Consider the following 26,661-nt stretch of genomic DNA (forward strand, 5'->3'; position numbering starts at 1 on the left):
CGATTACTGGCTCACGGCCTTCTTGTACCGGTGGATGGCCAGCGGTACGAAGATCGCGAGAATCAGGGCGATCCACAGGAACGACGCCAGGACCGGGTTCTGCAGTGGCCACACGTCCGGGTCGGGCCGGCCCGCGGGGATGTTGCCGAACAGCTGCCTGCATGCCTCGACCACGGCCGAGACCGGGTTCCAGTCCGCGACCACCCGCAGCACCGAGGGCAGTCCCTCACTGGGCACGAACGAGTTCGAGATGAAGGTGAGCGGCAGCAGAACCATGAGCATGGCGTTGCCGAGCACCTCGGGTGACTTCGCCGTCAGTCCGATCGCGGCGGTGATCCAGGAGGCGGCGTAGGCGAACAGGAAAAGCACCAGGAAGGCCAGCGCCGCGTCGAGAGCGTTGGAACGGATCCGCCACCCCATGAGCAGACCGGTCAGCGACATGAGGACGATCACGAGGACGTTGTTGACCGCGTCGCCGTTGGTCCGGCCGATGAGGACCGCCGACTGCGAGATGGGCAGCGACCGGAACCGGTCGATCAGGCCCAGCTTCATGTCGTGGGCGATGCCCACACCGGTGTTCGTGGCGGTCAGCAGCATCGTCTGCGTCAGGATGCCGATGACCATGAACTCGCGGTAGTTGGAGCCGCCGACGTCGATCGCGCTGCCGAAGACGAAGCCGAAGAGCAGGGCGAACGCGATCGGCGCCGCGCTGGCGAACACCACGATGTCGGGGTTGCGCAGGTTCTTGAGAACGTTGCGCTTGGTGAGGGTGAGGCCGTCCTCGACGGCCTGGCTGAAGGCGTTCACTTGATCCGCTCCTTCGCCCGGGCATCGGGCACGCCTGCCGCATCGGCCGGCCGGGAATTGTCCGTCAGGGCCAGGAACACTTCGTCCATGCTCGGCCTGCGCAGCGTGGTGCCCACCAGTCGCACGTTCGACCGGTCCAGCACCCGGATGCTGTTCACGAGCGCCGCCGGTCCGTCAGTGACGGGCACGATGACGCGGTCGTTCTCCTCGTCCACGGTGATCTCGCCCTGGGCGATCTCGCGCAGCACCGTCCGGGCGTGGGTGGCGTCCGACCGGCTGCCGACGGTGATTTCGAGGCGTTCACCGCCGACGCGGTCCTTGAGCTCGTCCGGGGTGCCCTCGGCGATGACCCGGCCGTGGTCCATCACGGTGATGCGGTCGGCCAGTTGGTCGGCCTCCTCCAGATACTGCGTGGTGAGCAGCAGGGTGGTGCCGCCCCGCACCAGCTCGGCGATCACCTCCCACATGGCCATCCGGCTGCGGACGTCGAGGCCGGTCGTGGGCTCGTCCAGGAAGAGGACCTCCGGCTTGGACACCACGGAACAGGCGAGGTCGACCCGGCGGCGCATGCCTCCCGAGTAGCCCTTCACCTGCCGGTCGGCGCTCTCGGTGAGATCGAACCGCTCCAGCAGCTCGTCGGCCCGCTTGTTACTGACCGAGGCGCCGAGGTGGTAGAGCCTGCCCACCATGCGGAGGTTCTCCCTGGCGGTGAGGTCCTCGTCGACGGCGGCGTACTGGCCGGAGAGGCCGATCTTCCGGCGCAGCTTGACCGCGTCGGTCTGTACATCGAGGCCGGCGACCGTGGCGCGGCCCGAGTCGGGCCGGAGCAGGGTCGACAGCACCCGCACCGTCGTTGTCTTGCCCGAGCCGTTGGGACCCAGCAACCCCAGGACCGTGCCCTCACGGACGGTCAGGTCCAGTCCGTCCAGCGCGGTATTGGTGCCGAAATTCCGTTTCAGTCCCTCGGCGACGATCGCATTCGTCATTACTCCTCCATCACCCGCGTCACGCGAGCTCGCGTTGTCACCCCGACAGCTTCGGTCGGAGCGCTCCACACCGTAGGACCGGTCGCGGCCAGCTTTTGTCCCCGATTGCTCGGCCGCCGCGGATAATTCGTCGTCGCCCCCGGGATCGGGCCGATTCCCATTCTCCCGTCGGCGTACTGGACACCCGGTCGAATACCGCCGGACCGGTAGCCGGAGTACGCCCCCTGACGGTGGCTGGAAGTGGCGCTTCCGACTGGAGGGCATTTGGGCGGATGTAAAGCACGGGCAATGTACTGCCCATGCCCCGGCTGCCTGAGCGCATCCGATTGATCGTCCGGAAAGCGGCGAAAAACAGCCACCGAGCAGCTGGGAAAACGGGCATCCGCCGAGCTGACGTCCACGTCACGGCATCGATCGAGGCGGAATCCAGGCCACCCATAGCGCCCGCCTCCAGCGTATCGGCACGGCGCTTCCCGGCGGCGTGGGCGAGAGATCTGGCCACCGTCGGGACCGCGCCCACCTGCGTGTTGCTGTCTAAGCGGTCCGCCATGGACCGGGATCGGATACCTGACGATGAGTCGGAAACTTGGCGCACTCACCACCGCCGGCGTGCTCGGCCTCACCCTCCTGATACCGCAGGCGGCCGGCGCCGTCACGAATGACGCCGCTTCGCGCGATGCGGTCGCCGGCACGTACCGCGCCGCTCCGATCGGCGTGTGGACCGGCACGGTGACCTTCCCGACCGGTCAGGTCGAGGCCACGATGTCGTTCCACGCGAACGGCAAGGTGTGCCTGCTGACCCCGCCCCCCGGGCCCGATGGGGGCGTCGAGGGGCAGGGCACCTGGCAGAGCACCGGCCCGCACACCTTCACCTTCAAGGTGACAGAACGATTCTTCGACGGCGCGGGTACAACTACGGGCTATCTGCGCGCCACTCACAACGCCACCCTGCGGGGCAACGTGTTCACCACGGTGGGTGACGGGGCCTTCTACGACGCCGACTGGAAGGAGCAGAACACTTTCACGGCCACCTCCAACATGCGGCGGAAGACCAGGACGGTGTCCTGCTGACCCATCGGGCCCCGGCCCGTCAGCCTGCGGCCGGCTGATCCCGGACGATCGTCCGGGATCGGGCCCGCAGGCGGCCGTCCACGCGCACCAGGACATCGGTGACGGCGTACGTCGACTCGAACCGGACGATGCCTTCCGCCTCGGTGAGCGTCACCAGCGACCCGTAGGCCACGGTGATGGAGCCGTCGTCGGCCTCGTTCATCAGGTAGTTGTCGTTCCAGTGACGGACGACGACGCCACGGTAGCGGGGCAGCGCCTGGCGGGCATGCGCGAGCATCGCCGCCCTGCCCTCCAGCTTCTGCCCGCGGTGGACATGGTGCGTCACGCCCTGCTCCGTGAACGTCTCGACGTACGCCTCGATGTCCTGCGCGTCCAGCAGACTCATCTGCTGTGCGTAGTACCGCAGGACCTCCACGTACAGGTCAGCGCTTACCTCCGCCATCCGGCGTCCCCATTTCTCGTCACGATGTGTGCCGGCACGCCCGGGTCCTCGGCCATCAGGCCCTCTCCGGGTGTTCCCCATCCGGATCCGGACGTCACCACTGCCGGGACCGGCGGCGTCCGGTACTGCCGCACGAGCGGCGATGCATCCAGGTCGAGTTCGGAGCGCAGCACCGCCTGCTGCAGATTCTGCAGCCGGGTCGAGGGCTCGACTCCGAGCTCCTTGTTCAGGGTTTCGCGCAGGGTCCTGAACACCTCCAGGGCCTGAGACTGCCGGCCGGCCCTGTACAGCGAGACCATGTGGTGGGCGCAGAGGTTCTCATGCATCGGGTGCTTGGCGGTCAGCACGGTGAGCTCGCTGAGCACCGCGTAGTGCCGACCGAGCCGTATGTCCACTCCTATACGGCTCTCCAGGACATTGAGCCGGCTCTCCTCGAGCCTGGCCACCTCGATACTGAGCGGCATGCCGACCCGTACGTCGGCCAGCGCGTGCCCCTGCCACTGGGCCAGCGCCATGCCCAGGTACTTGGAGGCCGCCTCGTACTCGGCTTCCTCGATGGCCCGGTTGCCGGCGTCCACGAGCTGTTCGTAGACGCGTACGTCGACATCCTCGGGTGCTACGTCGAGCAGATAGCCGTCGAACCGAGTGACAAGGACGTCCTTGGCCCTGATCCGTGAGCCGACCGGCAATGCGGAGTCGATCAGCCTGCGCAGCTGAAGGATGTAGGTCTGCAATGTCGTCCGTACGCTCATCGGTGGGCGGTCACCCCACAGTTCTTCGATGAGCGTCGGTACGGAAACGATGCGCCCGGCACTCAGAGCGAGCAAGGCCAGGACCTGACGAGGCTTAGCGGCGGTGGGCGTCACCGACCGTCCGTTTAAAGTGGCGTTCAACTCTCCCAGAAGACGTATACTCACGAAACTCCCCCACGAAATGGAGTGCATCTTCCATACGGTCACCGTCAGACAGTGGCGAACTTTCCACAGGTGACTTCATCGCTCGGCTCAAGCGACGAGCGCCCTGTATTACGCACCCCCTGATCTGTACCTGCGATCAACAACAGGTCCAGTTGCGTCAGCCTATGTACGCTTTGACGGCCTGGTCAACCAATCTACTCGAACAGGCAATCAAGCAGCTCGAATAGTCACCTAAACCGCTTCGCATATTCAGCCACACAACTTGAATCTGGCTAGACCCGCCTGGTTACGCGCACCCTGAGCGGCACCCGGCCGCAGGTCGCCCGGTGGACGTGGACAGCCCGGTGAGGGCGCGAAGCCCCCCGGGGTCCGCGCCCGGCCGGACCGGGTGCGGACCCAGCCGCGGGGCCCGACGCCGTCAGTAGTTGCCCAGCCCACCGCAGACGTTGAGCGCCTGGGCGGTGATGGAGGCGGCGGAATCCGTCACGAGGTAGCCGACCAGTCCGGCGACCTCCTCAGGGGTCGAGTAACGGCCCAGCGGGATCTTGGCGTTGAACTTCTCGAGCACGTCCTGCTCAGTGATCTCCCAGTGGGCGGCGTAGCCCTGCCGTACCCGCACGGCCATGGGCGTCTCCACGTATCCGGGGCACACCGCGTTCACCGTGATGCCTCGTGCGGCCAGCTCGAAGCCCACCGACTTGGTAAAGCCGACGACCCCGTGCTTCGAGGCTGTATACGGTGCCGCGAACATGACCCCCTGCTTCCCGGCAGTCGAGGCGATGTTGACGATCCGCCCCCAACCGGAGCCGAGCATGCCGCCGGCCCGCAGCACTTCCTTGGTCACCCGGAAGACGCTGTTGAGGTTGGTGTTGAGCACCTCGAGCCACAAGTCCTCGTCGAGGTCGGCGGTTTCCCCGCCGCCACCGCGGCCGGCGTTGTTGACGAGGATGTCTATCCGGCCGTACCGGTCGGTCGCGGCGGCGACCGCGGCACGGATCTGCTCGGTGGAGGTGACGTCACAGGAGATGCCGTCCGCCTCGAAGCCGCCGTCGTGCAGCTCGTCCATCACGGCCGCGACGTTCTTCTCGTCGCGTGCGCAACCGAAGACGGTGATGCCCTGACGGGCGAGGGTGCGGGCCGTCGCGAGGCCGATCCCGCTGCTGACCCCGGTGATGAAGGCAGTTTTCTGGCTGGTCATGATTCCTCTCTCTGGCCCGGGCACCGAGGTGCCCGGGTACCGGGTCAGGCGGCGCAGTGCGGGAGACGGCCGTGGAACTCGACCATCTCCCGGAACGAGGAGGCCACGTCGATCCGCTCGCCGGGCGCGAGGCCGTCGAGTTCGGCGTAGGCACGGTGCAGATTGCCGACCAGGCGCTCCGGGTCGACGAGGGCGGCGAAGGGTCCGAGGTCCGCCGCCCTGGCCGACTCCAGCGCGGACCGGCCGGCTCGCCTGCCGTCCTCGGCGAGTTGGCGGACCCAGCGGAGATACGACTCGGTGGCTTCGAGCATCTCCGCGTTCCCGGCAGGGCCGTGGCCCGGCACGACGATGTCCGGTCCCAGCTTGCGCAGTTCGGCGAGAGCCCGCAGCGATCCCTCGATGGACCCCATCAGGACGTACGGTGTGACACCCGACCACACGACGTCCCCTGTGAACAGCACGCTTCGCCGCGGTATCCAGGCCACGACATCGCTCGCCGTGTGTGCCGGGCCGACCTGTGCCAGCTCGACGGTCAGTTCCCCGAGCCGCAGGGTGAGGCGGTCCTGGAACGTCACGTCGGGCAGGGTGAGTTCGGGTTCGCCCCAGTCGACGTCGGGCCACAGATGGCACAGCCCCAGACCCGCCTCCGCCATGTCGGACCGGGTTTGTTCATGGGCGATCACGGTCGCCCGGGGGACGAACTGGGCGTTGCCGAACACATGGTCACCGTGGAAGTGGGTGTTGACCACGGCATCCGGTCCCCCGGGCGCGACGCGCTCGACCTCCTCCCGGAGGCGACGCGCGCGCGCCTGCGTCGCCGCGGTGTCGATGAGCACGGCCTTGCCGCCCGAGGCGATCAGCCCGGCGTTGTTGAGGCACCACCCGCCGGGAGACTGCTCGTACGCGTACACGCCCTCGGCCAGCTCGCGCAGTACCGGCGGTGCCCCGGTCGTACCGCTCCCGCTCCCGCTGCTCGGAGCCACAGCCATCAGACGACGTCCGAGAAGCGCTGGAGCGTCTCGCCGGGGCTCGGCCCGTCCAGTGCCTTGAAGATACGTTCCGCGTCCGCGCCGTGCTTGTCCAGGCGGACATGGGCCAGCTCCACACGGGTGGTGCCGGGCCCGGCGGGGGTGAAGACGACCTCTATCTCACTGGCGCGCTCGTCGTCCGGAATGGACTGCCAGCGGCCGTCGATCCGCCACGTCAGCCGCAGCCGGTACGGGGGCTCCCACACGAGTACCCGGCCCCAGTCGATCTCGAGGCCGTCGACATCCCACTCGTAGTACCGGCCGCCAGCCCGCGGCTCCATGGCCAGACCGGCGCGGGGCCGGGTGACCAGTACGTGCGACGGCGGCCACCAGTCCGCCATCCGCTCGGTGAACACCTCGAAGCAGCGCCGGGCTTCGGCCTTGACCTCGATCGACTTGCGTACATCGGGAATTGGACTCTCCGGCATGACCATCCTTCCGCACGGATGCTGAATGAGTGCGGCCACCGTCATCAGTGCAGCTCGATCTCGTGTGGAGCACGGCTCGAACCCTGCTCCCGCTCGTTCCAACCTGCCTGGACCACGAATCGAGGGGCAGCACGCACGCTGTCGGGCACGCACGGTCCGTCCCGACTGGTGCCGCAGCGGCCCGTCCCCGATGCCGGCCGGCGGAACCTGAACCACCGTCACCGCGAAGGAGACTCATGGCCCGCAGGGCAGTCATCACCGGAATCGGCGTCGTCGCGCCCGGAGGCATCGGAAGGGCGCCCTTCTGGCAGCTCCTCGCCGATGGCAGGACAGCGACACGCACGATCACACAGTTCGACGCGGACGCGCACCGGTGCCGGGTCGCGGCCGAATGCGACTTCGACCCGCTCGCGCTCGGGCTCACCCCGCAGGAGGTCCGTCGCACCGACCGGGTCTCCCAACTGGCCATGGTGGCGGCCGGGGAGGCCCTCACCGACAGCGGCCTGGAGCTCGACGGCGCGCTCGCGGAGCGCACAGGCGTGGCCATCGGCAGTGCCGTCGGCGGCACCACAACCATGGAGCGGGAGTACTCCGTACTGTCCAACGGCGGCCGCGACTGGGTCGTCGACCCGTCGTTCGCCGTGCCGCACCTGTACGACTACTTCCTGCCGAGCTCCATCGCCGCCGAAGTCGCCCGGACCAGCGGCGCCCTGGGGCCCGCCACGGTCGTCTCGACCGGCTGCACCTCGGGCATCGACTCGGTGGGGTACGCGGCCGAGCTGATCCGGGACGGTGACGCCGATGTCATGGTCACCGGGGCGACCGACGCACCGATCTCCCCGATCACCTTGACCTGCTTCGACGTCATCAGGGCCACCTCCGCCCGCAACGACGACCCGGCCACCGCCTGCCGCCCGTTCGACCGGACGAGAACGGGGCTGATCCTCGGCGAAGGCGCGGCCGTACTGATTCTGGAGGAGTACGAGCACGCCAGGCGCCGCGGCGCCACCATCTACGCACAGGTGTCCGGCTACGCCTCGCGCTGCAACGCCTTCCACATGACCGGGCTGAAGCCGGACGGCCGGGAGATGTCCGAGGCCATCGACCTGGCGATGAACGAAGCCCAGGTGAATCCCACCGACATCGACTACGTCAACGCCCACGGCTCCGGCACCAAGCAGAACGACCGCCACGAGACGGCCGCGGTCAAGAGGAGCCTCGGGGAGCACGCCTACGACACACCGATGAGCGGGATCAAAGCCATGATCGGCCACTCGCTGGGTGCGATCGGCTCGCTGGAGATCGCGGCCTGCGCCCTGTCGATGCGCAACGGCGTCGTCGTACCCACGGCCAATCTGCACGAGCCGGACCCCGAGTGCGACCTGGACTATGTGCCGAACACGGCCCGTGAGAAGCAGCTCGACACAGTGCTCACCGTAGGCAGCGGCTTCGGAGGTTTCCAGAGCGCGATGGTACTGACCAGTTTGGAGCGGACCGCATCATGAATCAGGACGTCGTTGTCACCGGTGTCGACGTGGTCGCACCGAACGGAGTGGGGATCGAGACCTACTGGGCCGCCACCCTCAAGGGTGTCTCGGCGATCCGGCCGATCAGCCGGTTCGACGCGGCCGGCTATCCGGTACGGCTGGCCGCCGAGATACCCGAGTTCGACGCCGAGCGCACCTTCCCCAAGAGGCTGCTCCCGCAGACCGACCGGCTGACACAGCTCTCCATGATGTGCGCCGACACGGCGCTGGCAGACGCGGGGGTCGACCCCGCGGCGCTGCCGGAATTCGCGGCCGGGGTCGCCGTCTCCAGCGCCACCGGCGGGCTGGAGTTCGGTCAGCGCCAGCTCCAGCAACTGTGGGGCACCGGCTGGGAGTCGGTGAGCCCCTATATGTCCTTCGCCTGGTACTACGCGGTCAACACCGGCCAGATCTCGATCAGGAACGGTATGCGTGGCCCCGGCGGAGTGGTCGTGTCCGAGCAGGCCGGCGGTCTCGACTCGATCGCGTTCGCCCGCAGGCGCGTGCGCAAGGGAACCCCTGTCATGGTCACCGGCGGATTCGACAGCATGCTGTGCCCGTACGGCGTCTCGACCGTCTCGGCGGCCACCGGAGTGAGCCGGAGCGAGGATCCCGAGCGCGCGTATCTGCCGTTCCACTCCTCGTCCTCGGGTTTCGTACCGGGCGAGGGCGGCGCCGTTCTCGTCCTGGAGTCCAGGGAGGGTGCGGCCGAGCGGGGCGCCCCCACGGTCCACGGTGTGGTCGCCGGCCATGCGGCGGCCTTCGACCCGGACGCGGCGGGTTCTTCCGGTGACGGCCTGCTGCGGGCCGCCCGGGCAGCGCTGGCCGATGCCGGAGCGGCGGCGGAGGACATCGACGTGGTGTTCGCCGATGCCGCGGGCAGCGTACCCCTGGACCGGGCCGAAGCCGACGCGCTGACCACGCTGTTCGGCACCCGGCGGGTTCCGGTGAGCGCGCCGAAGGCACTGGTGGGCCGGATGATGTCGGGCGGGGCGGCGCTCGACGTCGTGACGGCGCTGCTCAGCATGCGCGACGGCGTCGTTCCCCCGGTGCCCGACCTGGACCGTACGGCCGTCGATCCGAGGATCGACCTCGTCGTCGGCGAACCGCGTACACAGGAGGTGCGCTCGGCACTGGTGCTGGCCCGGGGCCACGGCGGGTTCGCGTCGGCCATGGTGCTCACCAAGCCGTGACGGTCAAAGGCCCGGGGCCCGGCTCGATCGAGCCGGGCCCCGGGCCTTTGTGGGTCCGCCGCTGCGCGCCGCCGTCAAGTCCCGCCGCTCAGCGCCGCTTTCCGGTCGGTACGACGTACCGGGTGAAGAGCAGATCCCGGACGACGTCGTCACCGCCCTCGACCAGCCCGACATACCGCAGATCGCGCACCAGTTTCCCGATGGGGTGGTCATGGGTGTAGCCCAGACCGCCGAACATCTCCGAACCGATGGTCGCCACCTGCCAGGCGGCCTGGCCGCAGTACATCTTCGCCGCCAGAGCCGAACGCAGCGTGCCGATCCGGTACATGGCGGATGCCGGGTCGGCCTGCGCCATATAGCTGTCGAACTCCGCCGCGGCCGCGCGGCACTGGTTGCGCATGACGTCGATCAGCATCTCGATCTGGCCGAGCTTGCCGGCGAACACCGCGTTGCGCACGAGCGGAGCGCCATGCACCTGCTTCACCGACGCGTACTCCATCGACAGGTCCCGGACCTGGCGGGCCAGGCCGATCGCGGTCGAGGCGATGAGGATCCGGCTGGCGTTCAGCCCGATCTCCAGGTTCCTCAGACCGTTTCCGCGCAGGCAGTACTCGGCCGGCACCACGCAGTCGTGCATCCGGACCTGATACGTGGCCGAGCCCCGCATGCCGACCATGTCCCAGCGCTTGACGATCTCCACGCCGGCGGTCTCACGGGGCACCAGGATCACGCTGAACACGGCGTCGTCGGCGGCGTCCCGGGCGACCACGAGCAGCAGCTCGGCGGCATCGGTGTTGGTGGAGAAGTACTTGTCCCCGCTGATGACCACCTTCCCGCCGTCGCGGCTGTACTGGGTGGTGATCCGGCCGAGTTCGCTGCCCGCCTGCTCCTCGCTGGCGAGGATCCCGAGGACGCCGCCCTGACGCGCCATGCGCTCCAGGTGGGGGCGTACGAGGGAGTCCTCGCCGCAGAGCTGGAGCATGGTGGTGCCCAGGATGGAGAGGAAGGAACCGAAGGCGAATCCGGCATCGCCGTAGGACAGCTCCGAGACGATGTCCACACTGTCCCGCAGGGACACTCCGGCGCCGCCGTACTCGGCCGGGATCCACCAGTTCGCCAGCCCGGCTTCGGTCAGCCGGGCCGACTCGGGGGTGGGCGCGGCGGGCAGTGCGTCGAAGTGGTCCGCCTTCGGCAGGATCTCCGCGTGCACGAACGACCGCACGCGGCCGAGCAGTTCGGCTGCTCGTGCCGCGGCGTCGGGTGATGCGGTGCCGCTCACGCGGCCTGAGCCAGCTCGCGGTTGAAGATGTCGAGGTAGTCCCTGGGCGTCTCGATGTTCGAGGCGTCCGCGTCCTCGAGCTTGATCTGGAAGTGCTGCTCCAGACTGCTCGTCGTCGCGATGACGGCGAGCGAGTCGAAGCCCAGATCGGTCAGCTGGGTGTCCAGGATGTCACCGGACAGGTCGATGCTCTCGTCCTCGCCCACCGCGCGCAGCAGGAAACCCTTGAGGTCGTCGATCGTCAACTCGGCCATGGAAGCAACCTTTCTTGGTGGTGTGGGAAATCAGCGGGCTTCGACGAACGCGCGGGCCCTGGCCAGCGTCGCCCGGCTGTTGGAGCCCAGGGAGTTGCGTACGGCCGCCCGGGCGGCCTCCAGTGACGCGGGAGGTTCGGGGAGCGCGGCGATGGCCTGCGGGTCGAGGATGACCTGATGGCGCGAGGTCACCTTGACCGTGCCGTCCGGGGCATCCTCGAACAGCCACTCGCCGTTGTGCGCCTGGAGTACGGGCGGCAGCTTGGTCTGCTTGTAGACGATCCGCCGCTGCGGAGTGCAGACCCGCCCGGAGACCGTCGTGTGCACCGACCCGTCCGGCGCCCGCGTGTCCATCTCCATGTACTGCAGCCCGCTCACGTCCTCGCGCAGGTCCATGCGCACGACGTGCGGGATGCGGTCCGGCCACTTCGCCGCGTCGTAGATGAAGTCGTAGGTGTCCCCGAGCGAACCGGCGATCACATCGGTGTCCGAGAAGTCCAGCAGCAGTTCCTTCTCGGCGTCGCCGCGCTCGGCCGCGCGCCTGAGATGGCTCAGCTCGGAGACACTGTTGGTCTCCACGGCCTGCGCGATGCGGGCGAGGGCCGCCGGGTCGTCGCCGGTTGCCCGGTAGTGGTGGTCGAGGACCACCGTGCAGGTACCGTCACCGCGCTCCTGGACCGACCACTCGCCTCCCATCGCGGCGACCGGGGCGGCGGGCCGGGTCTGCTCGAACCGCACCCGGTGTGCGGCCGGGTCCAGCCGGCGCCTCGACTCCCAGGTGCGCAGATCGCCATTGGCCACTGCCCAGATCCGGATCCGTTCGTCGCTGTCGTCCCCGGCCACCCGTTCGGCCCGTACGGTGGGCGGGAAGTACAGCGGCCACAGGCTCACATCGGCGACGATGCGGTAGACGGCGTCCGCCGACGCCGCCACGTCGATCCGGTGGGTCACCTCGGTGTTGCTCATGACGAGCCCTCTCTCCTCACCATCGTGCGCGGTACGGGAAATGTGGCACTGCCGCGTCGAGCGGCCCTACAGCTGTGGTGCAGTGAGCTCATTCGGCGACCGGCTCGGCGAGCATGTACTCCACCAGCGCCTGGGGGGTCGGATTGCGCAGGACCGCCTCTGCCGGCAACCGCAGCCCGGTGGCCGCGTTGAGCCGATTGCGCAGATCCACGCTCAGCAGTGAGTCGAACCCGAGCTCCTTGAAGGAGTCCGTCGGGCCGACCGTCACGGTGTCGGTGTAGCCGAGCACTTCGGCGGCGTGGGCGCACACCATCTCCACCAGCGTCTGGTCCGTGTGTCCGGACAGCGGCCGCGGGGACCTGTCCGCGCTCGCGGCCTCCTGGTCGGCGCGACCGGGCGCGGGGATGATGACCGGCGCGGCCGGGGTGCCTCGGCCGGCCGGCCGTTCCTCGCGCAGGCCCTGGAACAGCCCGGCGGCCCGGCCCCCGGGCCTGGGTCCGTCGTGGGCGGGCCGCAGGGACACCAGGAACGGCCGTGCGGACGCCAAGCCCTCGTCAAGGAGCCGAAGCGCTTGATCGGTGGCCATCGGCGCGATACCGATGCCGGCCAGCGCGACCACATCGGGACCGGTCAGATGCGAGGTCATGCCGGTCGGCTGCTCCCACACCCCCCACGCCAGCGAGGTCGCCTCCAGGCCCCGGGTGCGCCGGTACTGGGCGAGGGCGTCGAGGAAGGCGTTGGCGGCCGCGTAGTTGCTCTGGCCCGGCCCGCCGATCACCCCGGCCGCGGAGGAGAACAGTACGAACGCCGAGAGGTCGAGGTCCTCGGTGAGCTCGTGCAGGTACCAGGCGGCGTGTGCCTTGGGACCCACAACTGCCCGCATTCTGGCCGGTGTCATCTGGGTGATCAGACCGTCGTCGAGCACTCCGGCCGTGTGGAAGACACTTCCCGGCGAGTGCTCCGCGATCACCTTGGCGAGCGCGGCCCGGTCGGTGACGTCGCACGCCAGGATCTGTGCCTCGGCGCCCAGCCCCGCCAGTTCCGCCGCCAGCTCGCTCGCCCCCGGCGCCGCTGGACCCCGGCGGCTCAGCAGCAGCAGTCGGCGGGCGCCGTGCGCGGTGACCAGATGGCGGGCCAGCACCGCGCCCAGGCCGTCGACGCCGCCGGTGATGAGCGCCGGGCGCTCCGTGTCGAGGCTGCGTCGCATGGTCAGCGCGAGCTTGCCGCGCTGCTTGGCCCGGCTGAGCATGCGCAGTGGTACGTGCCCTTGGTGGATGTCCCAGGCGCGCAGCGGCAGATGGGCCAGCGCGCCGCTCTCGAACAGGGCGATCAGCTCGCCCAGCACCTCGCCAATCCGCTCGGGACCGACGCCCAGGATGTTGTAGGCACGGTAGGTGATGCCGGGGTACTGCTCCTCGGTCCGCACCACGTCCCTGATGTCGGTCTTGCCCATCTCGGCGAACCGTCCGCCGGGGGCCAGCAGCCGTAGCGAGGCGTCGATGGCTTCATTGGCCAGCGAGTTGAGTACGACGTCGATGCCCCTCCCGCCGGTGGCCCTGCGGAAGTCGTCCTCGAAGGACAGCGAACGGGACGAGGCGATGTGGTCGGCGGGGACTCCCCAGTCCCGCAGCATCCCGTGCTTGCTCGGCCCCGCTGTGGTGAAGACCTCCGCACCCAGATGCCTGGCCAGCTGGATGGCGGCGAGGCCCACACCGCCGGTCGCCGTGTGGATCAGCACCGACTCGCCCGGCTGTATGCCGGCGACCTCCACCAGGCACTGGTAGGCGGTGATGAACACGATCGGGACGCTCGCGGCCTGCGCGTGAGTCCAGCCGGCGGGAATGCCCTTGATCATCCGCTCGTCGGCGACCGCGACGGGTCCAAGGGAGCGCTCGAAGACGCCGAACACCCTTTCCCCCACCGCGACGCGTGTGACGTCGGCCCCGACCTCGGTGACCACTCCGGCACCCTCGCTGCCCATGGTCTTCTCCGTGGCGACCAGGCCCATCCCGACCGCGATGTCCCGGAAGTTGAGGCCTGCGGCCCGTACCTCGATACGGACCTCCCGGGGCCCGAGCGGCTGGGCTGCCTCCGGGTGCGGCACCAGCGCCAGGTTGTCCAGCGTGCCCTTGATCGTGACGTCGAGGCGCCATTCGCGGTGGCCGTCCGGTGCCAACAGACCGTCACCGCCCGGTGTGCGCAGCCGGGGCCGATAAACCTTGCCCTCGCGGACGGCCGTCTCGGGCGCCCCACAGGCGAGCGCCACCCCCAGCGCGTCGGCGGATGCCGGATCCTCGTCGACGTCGACCAGCAGGAAGGTGTCCGGGTGCTCCGCCTGCGCGGCCCGGACCAGTCCGGTGACCACGGATGACGCCAGGCCCTGGACGGGTTCACGACCTGTCACGTCCAGGGCCCGGCGGGTCAGCACCGCCAGGCGCGCCGAGGAGAACCGCCGGTCGGCCAGCCATCCCTGCAGCAGGTCCGTGACCTCACCGGTCAGCCGGTCCATGGCGGCAGGCAGCGACCCGCTGTCGTCGGCCGTGCCGGCCCCTTCGACGGGCGCGACGAGGATGTGCGGTACGGGGCTTGGGACCGACTCGAGGTCGGGGAAGTCACGGGCGGCGCCCAGCCCGGGCGCCGACAGTGTCGACCACTTCCCGGCCGGCAGGGCCTCGCGCCCGGGTACGGGTTCCCAGGCCAGCTCGAAGTTCGCGGCCCGGTCGTCGGATTCGTTGGCGGCGCCGGCCCCGGCGCCCGGCAGGGGGCGCAGGACGAGGGAGTCGACCGATGCGACGGTGCGCCCGTGCTCGTCCACGCACTCCACTGAGAGTCCGCCCTCGTCTCTCGCCATGCGCACCCTCAGTGTCCGCGCGCCAGAGCGCGGCAGGGTGACGCCGCGCCAGGTGAACGGCACGAGCAGCTCCCGGCCCGCCTGGAGCAGCGCGGCGTGCAGAGCCGCGTCGAGCAGCGCGGGATGCGCTGTCGCGTACGGGAAGGTGGTCGCCGCTTCCTGCGGCAGGGTCACCTCGGCAAAGGTCTCTTCGCCTCGTACCCACATCCGGCGCAGGCCGGTGAACGCCGGACCGTAGCGGTAGCCGCGCTCGGCCAGCCGGTCGTACGCGCCGGTCAGGTCGACGGGCGAGGCGTCGGCCGGGGGCCACTGCGCGGTCGCGTGCGGCGCCGCCGTGTCCGTATCCGCGTCCGTATCTGCGTCGTCTCCCGTGGGAGTCAGCACGCCGGACGCGTGCTCGACCCAGTCCGGTCCGTCCTGACGGCGTGCGTGCACGGTCAGCGTCCGGCGGCCCGCGGCGTCCGCGGTCTCAAGGACGACTCGGACATCGACCGTTCCCTCCCCCGGGACGGGCAGGGGGACGCCGACGGTGAACTCGTCGACCTTCGCGCACCCCACCACGGCGCCGGCCTCTGCGGCCAGGGACAGCAGGGCGGTGGCCGGGACCAGCGTTGACTCCCGTACGACATGGCCGTTGAGCCACGGATGCCGGGACGGGTCGATGGTCGCGGTGAAGACGGACTGGCCGGACGGCATGGGAATGTGCACGGTTTCGAAGGCGCCCGTTCCGGAGCCGCTTGTGCCGGCCGGTGCGGTGACCCAGTACCGGCTTCGGGTGAAGGCGAACGACGGCAGGTCGATCCTGCGGCCCAGCGGCTGGATGGAGGAGAGATCCACGGCCACGCCGGATGCCTGGGCAGCGGCCGCTGACGCGACGAACTGGCTCAGGCCGGTGCCCCGGCGGATGGACCCGATGACGGTGCCCTGCACACCGGCGCCGTCGAGGATGTCCAGCAGGCCCATGGCGAGCACGGGATGGGGACTGATCTCGATGAAGGCCCGGTGCCTCCTGGCGATGAGCCGCTCGACGGCCGGCTGGAACCGCACGGTTCCGCGAAGGTTGTCGTACCAGTAGGAGGCGTCCAGGACCGTGGTGTCGACGGCCTCGCCGGTCAGCGTCGAGTACATCGGTACGGCGGCCCGGCGCGGCAGCACACCCGTCAACTGCTGGGCCAGCGGCTCCCGGAGCACCTCCATGGCGGCGGTGTGCGAGGCGTAGTCGACATCGATCCGCTTGGCGTCGATGCCCTGCCGCTCACAGGCCGTCAGCAGATCGGTCAGCGCCTCATCGCCGCCTGCGACGACAGTGACGTGGGGTCCGTTCAGCGCGGCGACGGCGATGCCACGCGCAGCGCCGCCCACGGAATCGAGCAGGCTCTGTGTGTCCACCGCGCCCAGCGGGACGGAGACCATCCCGCCGCTCCCGGCCAGTGTGTGCAGGGCCTTGCTGCGCAACGCGACGATCCTGCAGGCGTCGGCGAGGCTCAGCGCGCCCGCCACGTGCGCGGCGGCGATCTCGCCCTGCGAGTGACCGATGACAGCCGCCGGCCGGACACCCACGCTCTCCCACAGCCGTGCCAGGGACACCATCACCGCGAACAGGGCAGGCTGTACGACGTCGACCCGGTCCAGCGCTTGGCCTCGCAGGGCATCGGTGAGCTGCCAACCGCTGTACGGGGCCAAGGCCTCCCCGCAGGCCCGCATGCTGTCGCGGAAGACCTCGGACTCCTCGGACAGAGCGAGCCCCATCTCGCGCCACTGAGATCCCTGCCCGGGAAAGACGAAGACCGGGCCGACGGAGCCCTGCCGGGCCTCGCCGCGCAGCACGGTGGGCGACCGGTACTGGCCGGGAACGGCCGGAACGGGCTCCTTCGATGCGAGCCTGCGCAGTCCGGCAGCCAGGTCCTCCTTCGTATCGGCGATCACCGTTCCGCGGTGGGCGAACCGGGTCCGGGAGCGCAGCACATGCCCGACGTCCTCGGGGGCGGCCTCCGGTGAGCGGATCACGAAGTCACCGAGCACCTCGGCCTGGGTACGCAGCGATTCACCACTCGGTGCGGAGAGGGACCAGACGAACGGGCCGCCGGCAGAGCGGACCGGCTCGTCCGTGGCGGCCTCGCCGTCCGCGGGAGCGGGGCTCCCTTCCTCAAGTACGAGGTGCGCATTGGTGCCGCTGATCCCGAAGGAGGACACCGCGGCGCGCCTGGGCCGGTCCCCGCGCGGCCAGGGCCGGGCCTCGGTCAGCAGAGAGAGCCCACTGTCCGCCCACTCCACGTGCCGGCTCGGCCGGTCCACGTGGAGAGTGGCCGGGAGGACACCGGCCCGCATCGCCTGGACCATCTTGATCACGCCGCCGACCCCGGCGGCGGCCTGTGTGTGCCCGAGGTTCGACTTCAGCGAACCCAGCCACAGCGGACGGCCCGGGGGGCGGCTGCGGCCGTACGTCGCCGCGAGCGCCCGTGCCTCGATCGGGTCCCCCAGCTCCGTTCCGGTGCCGTGTGCCTCCACCGCGTCGACGTCCTGGGGGTCGATCCCCGCCCTGCTCATGGCTGAGGTGATGACCTCCTCCTGAGCCGACTTGTTCGGTGCGGTCAGCCCGTTGCTCGCGCCGTCCTGGTTGGTGGCGCTGCCTCGGATCAGGGCGAGGATGCGGTGCCCCCGCGCGAGTGCGTCGGACTCGCGCTCCAGCAGCAGCAGACCCGCACCCTCCGACCAGGCCGTGCCGTCCGCGTCGTCGGAGAAGGACTTGCAGCGCCCGTCCGGCGAAAGACCGCCCTGCCGGCTGAAGTCGATGAACAGGCCCGGAGTCGGCATCACCGCGACACCGCCGGCCAAAGCCATGTCGCACTCGCCGAGCCGCAGCGCCTGGGCGGCGATGTGCAGGGCCACCAGCGAGGACGAGCAGGCCGTGTCCATGGTGATTGCGGGGCCGCGCAGCCCGAAGTAGTACGCGACACGGCCCGAAGCGACGCTGGTGGTACTGCCGGTGATGCGGTATCCGCCCGATCCCTGGCTGTCCTCGTGCAGCCGCGGCCCGTACTCCTGCGCCATCGCCCCCACGAACACTCCGACGTTGGCGCCGGCCAGTTGGGCCCGGTCCAGTCCGGCTCTCTCGAAGGTGTCCCAGGCCACTTCGAGGAGCAGCCGCTGCTGCGGGTCCATGCCCGCCGCCTCGCGAGGCGAGATGCCGAAGAACTTCGCGTCGAACATGTCCGCGTCGTGCAGGAATCCGCCGTGCCGGGTGCTGGATTTGCCTTCGGCGTCCGGCGACGGGTCGTAGATGTCCGCCAGGTCCCAGCCGCGGTTGTCGGGGAATTCGGTGATCGCGTCGCCTCCCGCCGCGACGAGCTGCCAGAGGTCTTCCGGGGTCCTGACACCCCCGGGGTAGCGGCAGCCCATGGACACGATGGCGATCGCGTCCTGCTCGCCGTGCGGAGAAGCCGATTCGCGGATCATGTGCAACAGCCCTTTCATGGTGAGGACGAATGGGCGCAGACCGTCAGGCTGAGCCGATACGGGCCGGCGCCGGGCCCGTTGGTAGGCGCCGGACCCTGTTAGAGCGGTGCGTCCGACTCGAACGCCTCGATCAGGGACGCGGGAGTGGGCCGGTCGAAGAGCAATGTGGTGGGCAGGGGACGTCCGGTGATCCTGGCCAGCGTGGTGCGCAGCGCCACGGCCATCCGGGAGTCCATCCCGAGGTCGCTGAAGGACCGGCTCACATCGAGATCGGCCTCCGGCCCCAGCCCGAGGGCTTGGAGCGTGCAGGTCACGACCAGGTCGAACGGGTCCCGGCTCCACTGGACGGCGGCGCTCGCGGCCTGCGGCGCCGCCACCTCCTCCGTGGTGTCCAGCCAGTGCCGCGCACGCTGGAACGGATACAGCGGGAGGTCGACGGGCCGCGCGTGCCGCCCGAAGACGGCAGGCCACCGGACCGGCGCGCCGAACACATGGGCGGCGGCCACGGATTCGGCCACACCGCCGGTCTCGTCCTCCGTGGCCATGGGCGCGGTGAAGCGTTCCACGCCGTGGTCCACGGTCTCCGCGGCCATGGTCGACAGTCCCCGGCCCGGGCCCAGTTCGACGAAGAAGCGGGCGCCCAGTTCGTGGGCCGTGCCGAGCGCGGGCCCGAAGCGTACGGTGGCGCACACATGGTGAGCCCAGTAGTCGGGGGTGGCGAAGTGCCCGGCCGGTGCAGGGCTGCCGGTCACCGTGGAGACGATCACCGGGCCGCTGGGCGGGTTCCGGCTCAGCCCCTCGGCGACGGCTCGCAACTCGTCCTGGATGGGTGCCATCAGCGGGGAGTGCCCGGCCACCGCGATCCGCAGCCGGCGGATCCGGCGCCCCAGCGCCTCGAAGTGGGCGGCCACCCTGTTGGTGGCCTGCTCCTCACCGGAAACCACCAGGGAGCGCGGGCTGTTGACGGCGGCGATGCCCACGAGCCCCGGCTCCCGGGCGACCGCCCTTCGCACCTCGTCCTCCTCCGCCTGGACGGCGATCATCGCGCCGCCGGGCGGCAGAGTGTTGATCAGTCGTCCCCGGTGGGCGACGAGGGCGGCCGCGTCCTCGAGGGAGAACACACCGGTCACGTGCGCGGCGGTGATCTCGCCCTGGGAGTGGCCGACCAGCAGGTCAGGCACCAGCCCGAAGGACTCCAGCAGCCGGTACAGGCCGACTTCGAGCGCGAACAGGGCGGGCTGGGCGTAGTTCAGTTTGTCGACCAGGTCCTGACGGCCCCACATGGCGTCGGCGAGGCTCGCGCCGAGAGCCGGCTCCAGCGCGGCACACGCGTCGTCGAACGCCCGGGCGAAGACTCCGAATTCCTTGTGCAGCCGCTCGCCCATGCCGGGGCGCTGCATGCCCTGGCCGGGGAAGAGGAACGCGGTGAGGCCGCTTCCCCGGGCTCCCTGGACGATGCCGTTCTCCCCGTCGACCCCGGAGCCGTCGGCGAGGGCCCGCAGGCGCGTCAGCAACTGGTCGGTGCCGGAGGCGACCACGGCGGCGCGCCTGTCGAACGCCGTCCTGGTCGTCGCGGACGTCAGGCCGAGGTCGGCGAGCGCGGCGGGCCGGCCGGCGGCGTCGAGTGCGTCGGCGAGATTCCTCGCCTGCTGGCGCATCGCCGCCTCGGTCCGGCCGGACACCACGACAGGTACCACCGAGACCTGGGAGGCCGGCTCTCGCGCGCCGGCGACTGCCAGCGGCGGGGCCTCTCCCAGCACCACATGGCAGTTGGTTCCGCCGAGGCCGAAGGAGGAGACACCGGCGACCCACGGCGTACGCCTCTCGGGCCATGCCCGGCGGCCGTCGCAGACCCGCAGGCGCAGCGCGCTCATGTCGATCGCCGGGTTCGGCTGCTGGTAGTTGAGGCTGGGCGGCAGTTCGCGGTGGAACAGGGCGAGTGCGGTCTTGATGACCCCGGCGATTCCCGCCGCGGCTTCCAGATGCCCGATGTTGGTCTTCACCGACCCCACCAGAAGCGGCCCGTCCGACGGCCGTCCGCGGCCCAGGGCACCGCCCAGTGCCGCGGCCTCCACCGGGTCCCCCAGTGCGGTCCCGGTGCCGTGCAGTTCCACGTAGCTCACATCGGCGGGAGACACCCCGGCCTGCCGGCAGGCGGCGCTCAGGACCTCGCGCTGGGCGGCCTCGCTGGGCGCGGTCAGCCCGGTGCGGGCGCCGTCGCTGTTCATCGCACCGCCCAGCACGGTGCAGTAGATCCGGTCGCCGTCGGCCACGGCCCGGCTGAGCGGCTTGAGGACCAGTACGCCGGCTCCCTCACCGCGGACGATCCCGTCGGCCCTGGCGTCGAAGGTGTGGCAGCGTCCGCTGGGAGAGAGGGCGCCGAGCGCCTCGACCACCTCGTCGCCCTCGGCGGTGAGGTTGAGCTGGACGCCCGCGACGATCGCCGTCGAGCATTCCCCTCTGCGAAGCCCCTGCACGGCTTGGTGCAGCGCGGCCAGCGACGAGGACTGTCCGGTGTCGACGACGAGACTCGGGCCGGTGAAGCCGAAGAAGTGCGAGAGCCGGTTGGCGAGGAAGGCCCGGCCGGTTCCGGTCATGGTGTACGTGGACGGCCGTGCGTCCGCGGCGCGGCTGAGGAAGGCGTACTCGTCCGAACCGGCGCCGACGTAGACCCCGGTGGGGCCGGCGGACAGATTGAGCGGGGTGGTGCGGGCGTCTTCCAGCGCGTGCCAGCACAGTTCGAGGAGCAGCCGCTGCTGCGGATCGGCCGCTGCCGCCTCCCGGGCCGGCATGCCGAAGAACTCCGCGTCGAACCGGTCGACGTCCGCCAGATACCCGCCTGGGCGGCGGCCCTCCCGCAGACCGCTGCCGGGCCCGATCGCCTCGCCGCCGGACACCAGAAGCCGCCAGAAGGCGGCCGGGCCGTCCGCTCCGGGGAAGCGGCAGGCCATGCCCACCACGGCGACGGGTTCGTCCGTGCCCGGTGCGGGTGCTCGTGTGTGGTCTTCGCTCATGGCCTTCCCCCGGTTTCCGCCGGTACGGCGAGAGGTGTGCTCCCGGCGGTCCCGGCCTGTGTTGGTACGGCCTGTGTTGGTACGGCCTGTGTTGGTACGGGCGGCGTTGGTACGGGCGGCGTTGGTACGGGCGGCCGGGAGAACAGCCGCCGTTCGGCCGCCTCGACGGCCTGGATGTCGGCTTCGTCGCCCCGGCAGCGGTCCGGCAGCAGTGCCAGGACGGCGCTGCGGCCGGTGGCGACCGCCGGCTGCCGGCGTGCGAGTGTGCTCAGGCTGTTGCCCGGCCCGGCCTCGACGAGCAGACAGTCCGGTTGCTCGGTGAGCACAGTGGTCAGGGTCGGCGCGAAGTAGACAGTCGCGGAGGCCTGTCCGGCCCAGAACTCGGGATCCCGCGCCTCTCGTTCGCCGAGCACGCCCTGGGTGTAGGCGGAGTAGACCGTGAGCCGAGGCGGCGTGAGCCGCACCGAGCGCCAGTCGGGCAAGGAGGCGGCCACGGCGCCGGCGACCACCGGACTGTGGAACGCCTGGCGGGCCATGACGTCCCGGCAGACCAGCCCTCTGCCGCCGAGGATCCGCGCGGCGTTGTCCAGTGGCTCGCGCTCACCGGCCAGCAGCAGCTGACGGCTCGCGTTGACCGCCGCCAGATGCACCTGCGGGCCCAGGACATCGGCGACCTCCTCCACCGAGGCGGCGACCGCGAGCATGCCGCCGGGCGGAGTGTCCGCGAACTGTGCCATCCGGCCGCGCATCAGCCGGATTCCTTCGGCGAATTCGAGTACGCCTGCCAGAGTGGCGGCCGCGAGCTCTCCCACGCTGTGGCCCAGCATGGCGACCGGACTCAGGCCCCGGTCGAGCAGCATCCGTCCGAGGGCGTGATTGACCGCGTACAGCAGGGGCTGGGCCACGGACACGTCGTCGAACATCGGGGAGGGAGCCGGCGCGAGCCACTCCGAGCGCAGTCGCGCGCCATCGTCCTCGAACAGCCGGAACGCTTCGTCCATCCAGGTGCTGAACGTGTCTTCGCGCCCGTACAGACCTGCCGCCATCCTCGGGTGCTGCGCACCCTGGCCGGCGAACATCAGGACGACAGGCTGGGCGGGCTGTGTCATGTCCGACATCCACATACCTTTCCTCAGCTCGGCCACACGGTGGCGCCCTGTGTTCGAGGCTCGCCGGAGGATGGTTCGAACTTCTCTGATCCATCCGGGCTCGAGCCGGTTTCGAACTTCCCGTCCCACACTCCGGGCCTCAGGGGCGCGGCCGGTTCCCGGGGACCGGAGAGCCGCTTGGCCACGTGGGCGTACGGGGGAGACTCGGTGGAAGTCGCAGACGTATACGTATCGGGTGTGGGGCTCCATCTGCCGCGGCGTATGCCGGTCGCCGAGGTGGCCGAAAGAGGTCTGGCCGACTGGCGGACCATCCGGCGCACAGGCATGCGGTCGGTGTGTGTCGCGGACCGGTCGGGACCCGAGATGGCGGTCGAGGCGGCGAAGGAAGCTCTTCGGGCGGCTGACGCGGCTCCGGCCGACATCGGGCTGGTGCTGCACGCCAGCACCTGGTTCCAGGGCCACGACCTATGGGCACCGGCGTCCTACGTACAGCGCGAGGCCGTCGGCAACAACTGCCTCTCCATGCAGGTCGGGCAGTTGTCCAACGGCGGTATGGCGGCGCTGGAGCTCGCCGTGCCCCAGTTGCAGGCCGGCTCCGGCCCGCACAGTGTGCTGATCACCACGGGGGACCGCTTCTGCCTGCCGGGTTTCGACCGGTGGCACACCGACCCCGGAACGGTGTGCGGGGACGGCGGGACGGCGATCGTCCTGTCCCGGGCGGGCGGTTTCGCGCGGCTGCGCAGCCTGGTCACGGTGTCCGATCCGACGCTCGAGGGGATGGGCCGGGGCGACGACGATTTCGCGCCGGCGCCACTGGGCACCCGCTCGCCGATCAGTGTGGCGGCCTCCCGGGACCACCTGGTGCGCGAGGTCGGACTGACGAACCTGCTCGAGCGGCTGCAGTCGGGCCAACGCGCCTCGTTCGACCGGGCGCTGGACGAATCCGGCACGAAGGCCGCCCATGTCAGCTGGTTCGTACTGCCCAACCTCGGGCGTCCGAAGATGGACGCCCAGTTCTTCCAGGTCCTGGACATCGAGCCCGAGCGGAGCACCTGGTCGTGGGGCTCGCAGGTGGGCCACCTCGGCGCCGGAGACCCGTTCGCCGGGCTCGCGCATCTGGTACGTAGCCGGGCGCTGAGTCCCGGTCAGTTCTGTGTCCTGGCCAGCGCGGGCGGGGGATTCGCCTGGTCGGTGGCCGTACTGGAGATCGTCGAAGAGCCGCCGGCCTCATGGCATATCGGGGACTGACCTCGATGCCTCTGCATCGAGCATGTTTCCACGCGGATTCTAGGCGCCCGCCCGACGCTGTCAGCCGGACCATTCACTGCTTTTGCCGTCGATACGGAGGTTGAGTCCCCAGCCATGAGGACCAGTGAAAGCTCAGCGGATGTGCTGCGGGAATTCCGCCGCCAACAACCTAAATGGTCGCCGTCACCTTCCGGCGACGGCAGCGAACAGTGCGTCGTGGAGGTTCCGCTCGACCACGCCCGGCCCGACGGACCGCGTCTGTCCATCGCCGTCAACCGGATACGTGCGAAGGATCCGGGCCGACGGCGTGGAATTCTCCTGGCACTCAACGGAGGGCCCGGCGGATACTTCGGACTGGGCCGCCGGTTTCCCGCGGTGCTCTCCCGCACCCGGCTCGGCGAATGCTACGACCTCATCGGGTTCGATCCGCGCGGGACGGGCGGCTCCACGCCCCTGACCGGCGAGATCACCCCGACAAAGGCGCCCTTCGACTCGCGGCCCACGGACGCCGATTTCCCGCTCGTCGCCGAGGACTTCCGCAGGCGCGAGGAGGGCAACCAGCGCGCCGGAGGGGAGCCGCGCCGGCACCACAGCACCCGGAATGTCGCCAGGGACATGGAGGTGATCCGGGAGGTGCTGGGCGAAGAAAAACTCAGCTTCATCGGTTACACCTACGGCACCTATGTCGGAGCTGTGTACGGCTCCATGTTCCCCTCCCGGCTGGACCGCTGCGTGCTCGATTCCTGCGTGCATCCGGACTGGTCCTGGCGAGAACAGTTCATGGCGCAGGGGCGAGCCAACCGCGCCAATGTCGAGAAATGGGCGGATTGGGCGGCGGAGCGCGTCGGGCTCTTCGGTCTCGGCGCCACGCAGGATGCGGTGATATCGGCAGTCGAGGAAGCGGCGCACAATACCGCGACGCAGGCCGGGAATTACCTCCGTACCCTTTTCGACGGCGCGATGGGGTCGCGATCCGCGAACCGGGCCAGGTGGGCGGAGCTCGGCCATCTCGTGGCGGACCTGCGCACCGGCGACAAGGCGACGGTCGAGAAGTGGCTCGCCGACGAAAAGGTGTGGCCTCCGGCAGAAACGGAAGGGACCACACGCTGCGGAGTACTCGACGCCGTCACGCTGGAGAAGGACTGGCCCGAGGACCTCGACGTCTACTTCGAGGACATGCGCCGCTTCCGTGAGCGTTACCCGTACGGATACGGAGTGATGCGCGCCCAGCCGTGGGTGGGGGCGTTCCGGGCCTTCACCCCGCCGGAGGAGCCTGCCAGCCTGACCGGTGAGGGCCTTGCGACCGGTCTCGTCGTCCACGCCGACGGCGACCCGACGGACCACTACGAGGGCGGGGCAGCGATGGCCGCGCGGCTGGGCTACCGGCTGATCACCGTCGCGGACTCCGGTCAGCACGAGATCTACGCGCTGAACGGCAACCCCGAAGTGGACGCGCTGGTCGACGCGTACCTCGTCGACGGCATCGTCCCGGAGGACACCGTCTGCACCAGCACGGTGCGCCGCCCGGACATCCCCGCGGACCGGGCCGGCGACACCGAGCGCCCGGCCGACCACACCGCCTGACCTCACCAGTGAAGGAAGGAACATGGCACGCGCACTCGTCATCGGCGGTGGCATCGCCGGCACAGTCACCGCGATCGCACTGCAGAAGGCCGGCCTGGAGCCGACCGTCTACGAAGCCTTCGACCGCACGGCGGACGGCATCGGCAACTTCGTCAATATCGCGCCGAACGGCATCGACGCCCTCGACAGCATCGGGCTGGGCGACCTCGTACGGAGCAATGGATTCGACACCCCGGCAATAGCGTTCTACAGCCACACCGGCAAACCACTGACCGGTGACGTGCCCACCGACCGGCTCTCCGCCGGCGGCATCATCATCCAGACGATCCGGCGTTCGGACCTCTACATCGCGCTGCGCGACGAAGCGGCCCGGCGCAAGATTCCCATCGAGTACGGAAAGCGGATCGTCGACGCCAGGAGCAGCGGCGGCAGGGTCCACGCCGTCTTCGCGGACGAGACGCACGCCGAGGGCGACCTGCTCGTCGGAGCGGACGGTCTGCGCTCCCAGGTACGCGGCATCATCGACCCGGCCGCTCCCGTACCGCGCTACCTCGGGGTGCTGAACGCCTTCGGCTGCGCACGCGGGTTCCCCACCGAGGGACCGCCCGGGGTCATCCGGATGTTCTTCGGGAAGAACAGCTTCTTCAGCTACACCAAGCACCCCAACGGCGATCTGTGGTGGTTCGCCAATCCGCCGCGCACGACCGAGCCCGACGCCGCGGAGCTCCGCAGGGCGAAGTTGTCCTGGCGCGCGGATCTGCTGGGGCTGTTCGCCTCCGACGGGACACCGGCGGCGCGGATCATCGCGGCCACACCCGATCTGGCGCCGCCCTCCCCCACGTACGACCTGCCGAAGGTGCCGCGCTGGCACCGGGGTCACATGATCGTGATCGGCGACGCCGCGCACGCGGTGTCCCCGACCGCCGGGCAGGGCTGCTCGGTCGCCATGGAGGACGCCGTCGTCCTGGCCAAGTGCGTGCGTGACGCGTCGAGCGTCAAACAGGCCTTCATCACCTACGAGTCGGTGCGCCGCAAGCGCGTGGAAGACATCGTGGCGCAGGGCAAGTACAACAACGAGGGCAATATGCGCCGAGGCCCGGTGGGCCGGTTCGTGCGCAACTACTTCATTTCACGGGCCTTCAAGGACGCGGCCGGCAAGACCGACCCGACGTGGATGAGCAGCCATCACATCGACTGGCACGCACCGGAACTGACCGGGGGCGACGGACTCGGTCTGCGGGCTCCGTCATGACCGGCTCACGGTCCGCCGCGCCCACGGATCCGACTCGCACAGCCGAGGAGAC

Annotated in this window: 19 protein-coding genes; 6 read left to right on the plus strand and 13 right to left on the minus strand. The window is 70.0% G+C overall.

Annotation, left to right across the window (positions count from 1 at the left end; all coding sequences use genetic code 11):
• Positions 1–3: 3 nt before the first annotated feature.
• Positions 4–807: an ABC transporter permease gene (locus J7E87_RS02865; protein ID WP_215089478.1), complete on the minus strand. Its 804-nt coding sequence runs from the start codon at positions 805–807 to the stop codon at positions 4–6.
• Complete coding sequence (locus J7E87_RS02870) at positions 804–1,793, minus strand: ATP-binding cassette domain-containing protein (RefSeq protein ID WP_215089480.1); 990 nt, start codon at positions 1,791–1,793, stop codon at positions 804–806. The genes J7E87_RS02865 and J7E87_RS02870 overlap by 4 nt, the downstream gene beginning before the upstream one ends.
• Before the next feature lie 573 nt (positions 1,794–2,366).
• On the opposite strand from J7E87_RS02870, the gene J7E87_RS02875 reads away from it, so the two are divergent.
• On the plus strand, positions 2,367–2,864 hold the full coding sequence (locus tag J7E87_RS02875) for a hypothetical protein (RefSeq protein WP_215089482.1): 498 nt from the start codon (positions 2,367–2,369) through the stop codon (positions 2,862–2,864).
• Between the two features lie 19 nt (positions 2,865–2,883).
• Here J7E87_RS02875 and J7E87_RS02880 read toward each other — a convergent pair whose 3' ends face one another.
• From J7E87_RS02880 to J7E87_RS02900, 5 genes are all read right to left on the minus strand, one after another.
• Entirely contained in the window at positions 2,884–3,306 is a 423-nt protein-coding gene (locus tag J7E87_RS02880; protein WP_215089484.1) for a nuclear transport factor 2 family protein, read from the minus strand.
• Positions 3,294–4,250, minus strand: coding sequence for an AfsR/SARP family transcriptional regulator (locus tag J7E87_RS02885; RefSeq protein ID WP_251016900.1), 957 nt, complete (start codon positions 4,248–4,250; stop codon positions 3,294–3,296). The genes J7E87_RS02880 and J7E87_RS02885 overlap by 13 nt, the downstream gene beginning before the upstream one ends.
• Positions 4,251–4,641: 391 nt before the next feature.
• Positions 4,642–5,421: an SDR family NAD(P)-dependent oxidoreductase gene (locus J7E87_RS02890; protein ID WP_215089486.1), complete on the minus strand. Its 780-nt coding sequence runs from the start codon at positions 5,419–5,421 to the stop codon at positions 4,642–4,644.
• A 44-nt stretch (positions 5,422–5,465) separates the two neighbouring features.
• Positions 5,466–6,404, minus strand: a complete 939-nt coding sequence (locus J7E87_RS02895) for an MBL fold metallo-hydrolase (protein ID WP_308312826.1) — start codon at positions 6,402–6,404, stop codon at positions 5,466–5,468.
• Positions 6,405–6,409: 5 nt separating this feature from the next.
• Positions 6,410–6,877, minus strand: a complete 468-nt coding sequence (locus J7E87_RS02900) for an SRPBCC family protein (protein ID WP_215089489.1) — start codon at positions 6,875–6,877, stop codon at positions 6,410–6,412.
• Between the two features lie 236 nt (positions 6,878–7,113).
• Between J7E87_RS02900 and J7E87_RS02905 the strand changes: the two genes are divergently transcribed.
• The gene (locus J7E87_RS02905) at positions 7,114–8,382 is read left to right on the plus strand and encodes a beta-ketoacyl synthase (protein ID WP_215089491.1); all 1,269 of its coding nucleotides are present in this window, start codon (positions 7,114–7,116) and stop codon (positions 8,380–8,382) included.
• Complete coding sequence (locus J7E87_RS02910; RefSeq protein WP_215089493.1) at positions 8,379–9,596, plus strand: beta-ketoacyl synthase N-terminal-like domain-containing protein; 1,218 nt, start codon at positions 8,379–8,381, stop codon at positions 9,594–9,596. The genes J7E87_RS02905 and J7E87_RS02910 overlap by 4 nt, the downstream gene beginning before the upstream one ends.
• An 88-nt stretch (positions 9,597–9,684) precedes the next feature.
• On the opposite strand, the gene J7E87_RS02915 is transcribed toward J7E87_RS02910, so the two are convergent.
• From J7E87_RS02915 to J7E87_RS02940, 6 genes are all read right to left on the minus strand, one after another.
• Positions 9,685–10,875 (minus strand): acyl-CoA dehydrogenase family protein, encoded by a 1,191-nt coding sequence (locus tag J7E87_RS02915; protein WP_215089495.1) that lies wholly within the window; start codon positions 10,873–10,875, stop codon positions 9,685–9,687.
• On the minus strand, positions 10,872–11,129 hold the full coding sequence (locus J7E87_RS02920; protein WP_215089496.1) for an acyl carrier protein: 258 nt from the start codon (positions 11,127–11,129) through the stop codon (positions 10,872–10,874). The genes J7E87_RS02915 and J7E87_RS02920 overlap by 4 nt, the downstream gene beginning before the upstream one ends.
• Positions 11,130–11,159: 30 nt before the next feature.
• Complete coding sequence (locus tag J7E87_RS02925) at positions 11,160–12,095, minus strand: aromatase/cyclase (protein WP_215089498.1); 936 nt, start codon at positions 12,093–12,095, stop codon at positions 11,160–11,162.
• An 88-nt stretch (positions 12,096–12,183) separates the two neighbouring features.
• Complete coding sequence (locus tag J7E87_RS02930; protein ID WP_215089500.1) at positions 12,184–18,402, minus strand: type I polyketide synthase; 6,219 nt, start codon at positions 18,400–18,402, stop codon at positions 12,184–12,186.
• 98 nt (positions 18,403–18,500) lie between these two features.
• The gene (locus J7E87_RS02935) at positions 18,501–21,416 is read right to left on the minus strand and encodes a type I polyketide synthase (protein WP_215089503.1); all 2,916 of its coding nucleotides are present in this window, start codon (positions 21,414–21,416) and stop codon (positions 18,501–18,503) included.
• Positions 21,413–22,534, minus strand: coding sequence for an acyltransferase domain-containing protein (locus tag J7E87_RS02940; RefSeq protein WP_215089505.1), 1,122 nt, complete (start codon positions 22,532–22,534; stop codon positions 21,413–21,415). Before J7E87_RS02940 ends, J7E87_RS02935 begins: the two co-directional genes overlap by 4 nt.
• A gap of 198 nt (positions 22,535–22,732) precedes the next feature.
• Here J7E87_RS02940 and J7E87_RS02945 point away from each other — a divergent pair, with 198 nt between their 5' ends.
• From J7E87_RS02945 to J7E87_RS02955, 3 genes are all read left to right on the plus strand, one after another.
• Positions 22,733–23,773 (plus strand): ketoacyl-ACP synthase III family protein, encoded by a 1,041-nt coding sequence (locus J7E87_RS02945; protein WP_308312827.1) that lies wholly within the window; start codon positions 22,733–22,735, stop codon positions 23,771–23,773.
• A 114-nt stretch (positions 23,774–23,887) separates the two neighbouring features.
• Positions 23,888–25,357 (plus strand): alpha/beta fold hydrolase, encoded by a 1,470-nt coding sequence (locus J7E87_RS02950; protein ID WP_215089507.1) that lies wholly within the window; start codon positions 23,888–23,890, stop codon positions 25,355–25,357.
• A 22-nt stretch (positions 25,358–25,379) separates the two neighbouring features.
• On the plus strand, positions 25,380–26,609 hold the full coding sequence (locus tag J7E87_RS02955; protein ID WP_215089509.1) for an NAD(P)/FAD-dependent oxidoreductase: 1,230 nt from the start codon (positions 25,380–25,382) through the stop codon (positions 26,607–26,609).
• Positions 26,610–26,661 lie beyond the last annotated feature (52 nt).

Origin of the sequence: Streptomyces sp. ISL-1, assembly GCF_018614585.1 — a bacterium.
Classification (GTDB): Bacteria; Actinomycetota; Actinomycetes; order Streptomycetales; family Streptomycetaceae; genus Streptomyces; species Streptomyces maoxianensis.

Excerpts from the sequence above, each read along its gene's own strand:
- J7E87_RS02955 (WP_215089509.1), top strand. The coding sequence starts at position 25,380 with ATGGCACGCGCACTCGTCATCGGCGGTGGCATCGCCGGCACAGTCACC.
- J7E87_RS02875 (WP_215089482.1), top strand. The coding sequence starts at position 2,367 with ATGAGTCGGAAACTTGGCGCACTCACCACCGCCGGCGTGCTCGGCCTC.
- J7E87_RS02930 (WP_215089500.1), bottom strand. The coding sequence starts at position 18,402 with ATGATCCGCGAATCGGCTTCTCCGCACGGCGAGCAGGACGCGATCGCC.
- J7E87_RS02885 (WP_251016900.1), bottom strand. The coding sequence starts at position 4,250 with ATGCACTCCATTTCGTGGGGGAGTTTCGTGAGTATACGTCTTCTGGGA.
- J7E87_RS02900 (WP_215089489.1), bottom strand. The coding sequence starts at position 6,877 with ATGCCGGAGAGTCCAATTCCCGATGTACGCAAGTCGATCGAGGTCAAG.
- J7E87_RS02905 (WP_215089491.1), top strand. The coding sequence starts at position 7,114 with ATGGCCCGCAGGGCAGTCATCACCGGAATCGGCGTCGTCGCGCCCGGA.
- J7E87_RS02880 (WP_215089484.1), bottom strand. The coding sequence starts at position 3,306 with ATGGCGGAGGTAAGCGCTGACCTGTACGTGGAGGTCCTGCGGTACTAC.
- J7E87_RS02870 (WP_215089480.1), bottom strand. The coding sequence starts at position 1,793 with ATGACGAATGCGATCGTCGCCGAGGGACTGAAACGGAATTTCGGCACC.
- J7E87_RS02925 (WP_215089498.1), bottom strand. The coding sequence starts at position 12,095 with ATGAGCAACACCGAGGTGACCCACCGGATCGACGTGGCGGCGTCGGCG.
- J7E87_RS02890 (WP_215089486.1), bottom strand. The coding sequence starts at position 5,421 with ATGACCAGCCAGAAAACTGCCTTCATCACCGGGGTCAGCAGCGGGATC.
- J7E87_RS02920 (WP_215089496.1), bottom strand. The coding sequence starts at position 11,129 with ATGGCCGAGTTGACGATCGACGACCTCAAGGGTTTCCTGCTGCGCGCG.
- J7E87_RS02935 (WP_215089503.1), bottom strand. The coding sequence starts at position 21,416 with ATGAGCGAAGACCACACACGAGCACCCGCACCGGGCACGGACGAACCC.
- J7E87_RS02940 (WP_215089505.1), bottom strand. The coding sequence starts at position 22,534 with ATGTCGGACATGACACAGCCCGCCCAGCCTGTCGTCCTGATGTTCGCC.
- J7E87_RS02910 (WP_215089493.1), top strand. The coding sequence starts at position 8,379 with ATGAATCAGGACGTCGTTGTCACCGGTGTCGACGTGGTCGCACCGAAC.
- J7E87_RS02950 (WP_215089507.1), top strand. The coding sequence starts at position 23,888 with ATGAGGACCAGTGAAAGCTCAGCGGATGTGCTGCGGGAATTCCGCCGC.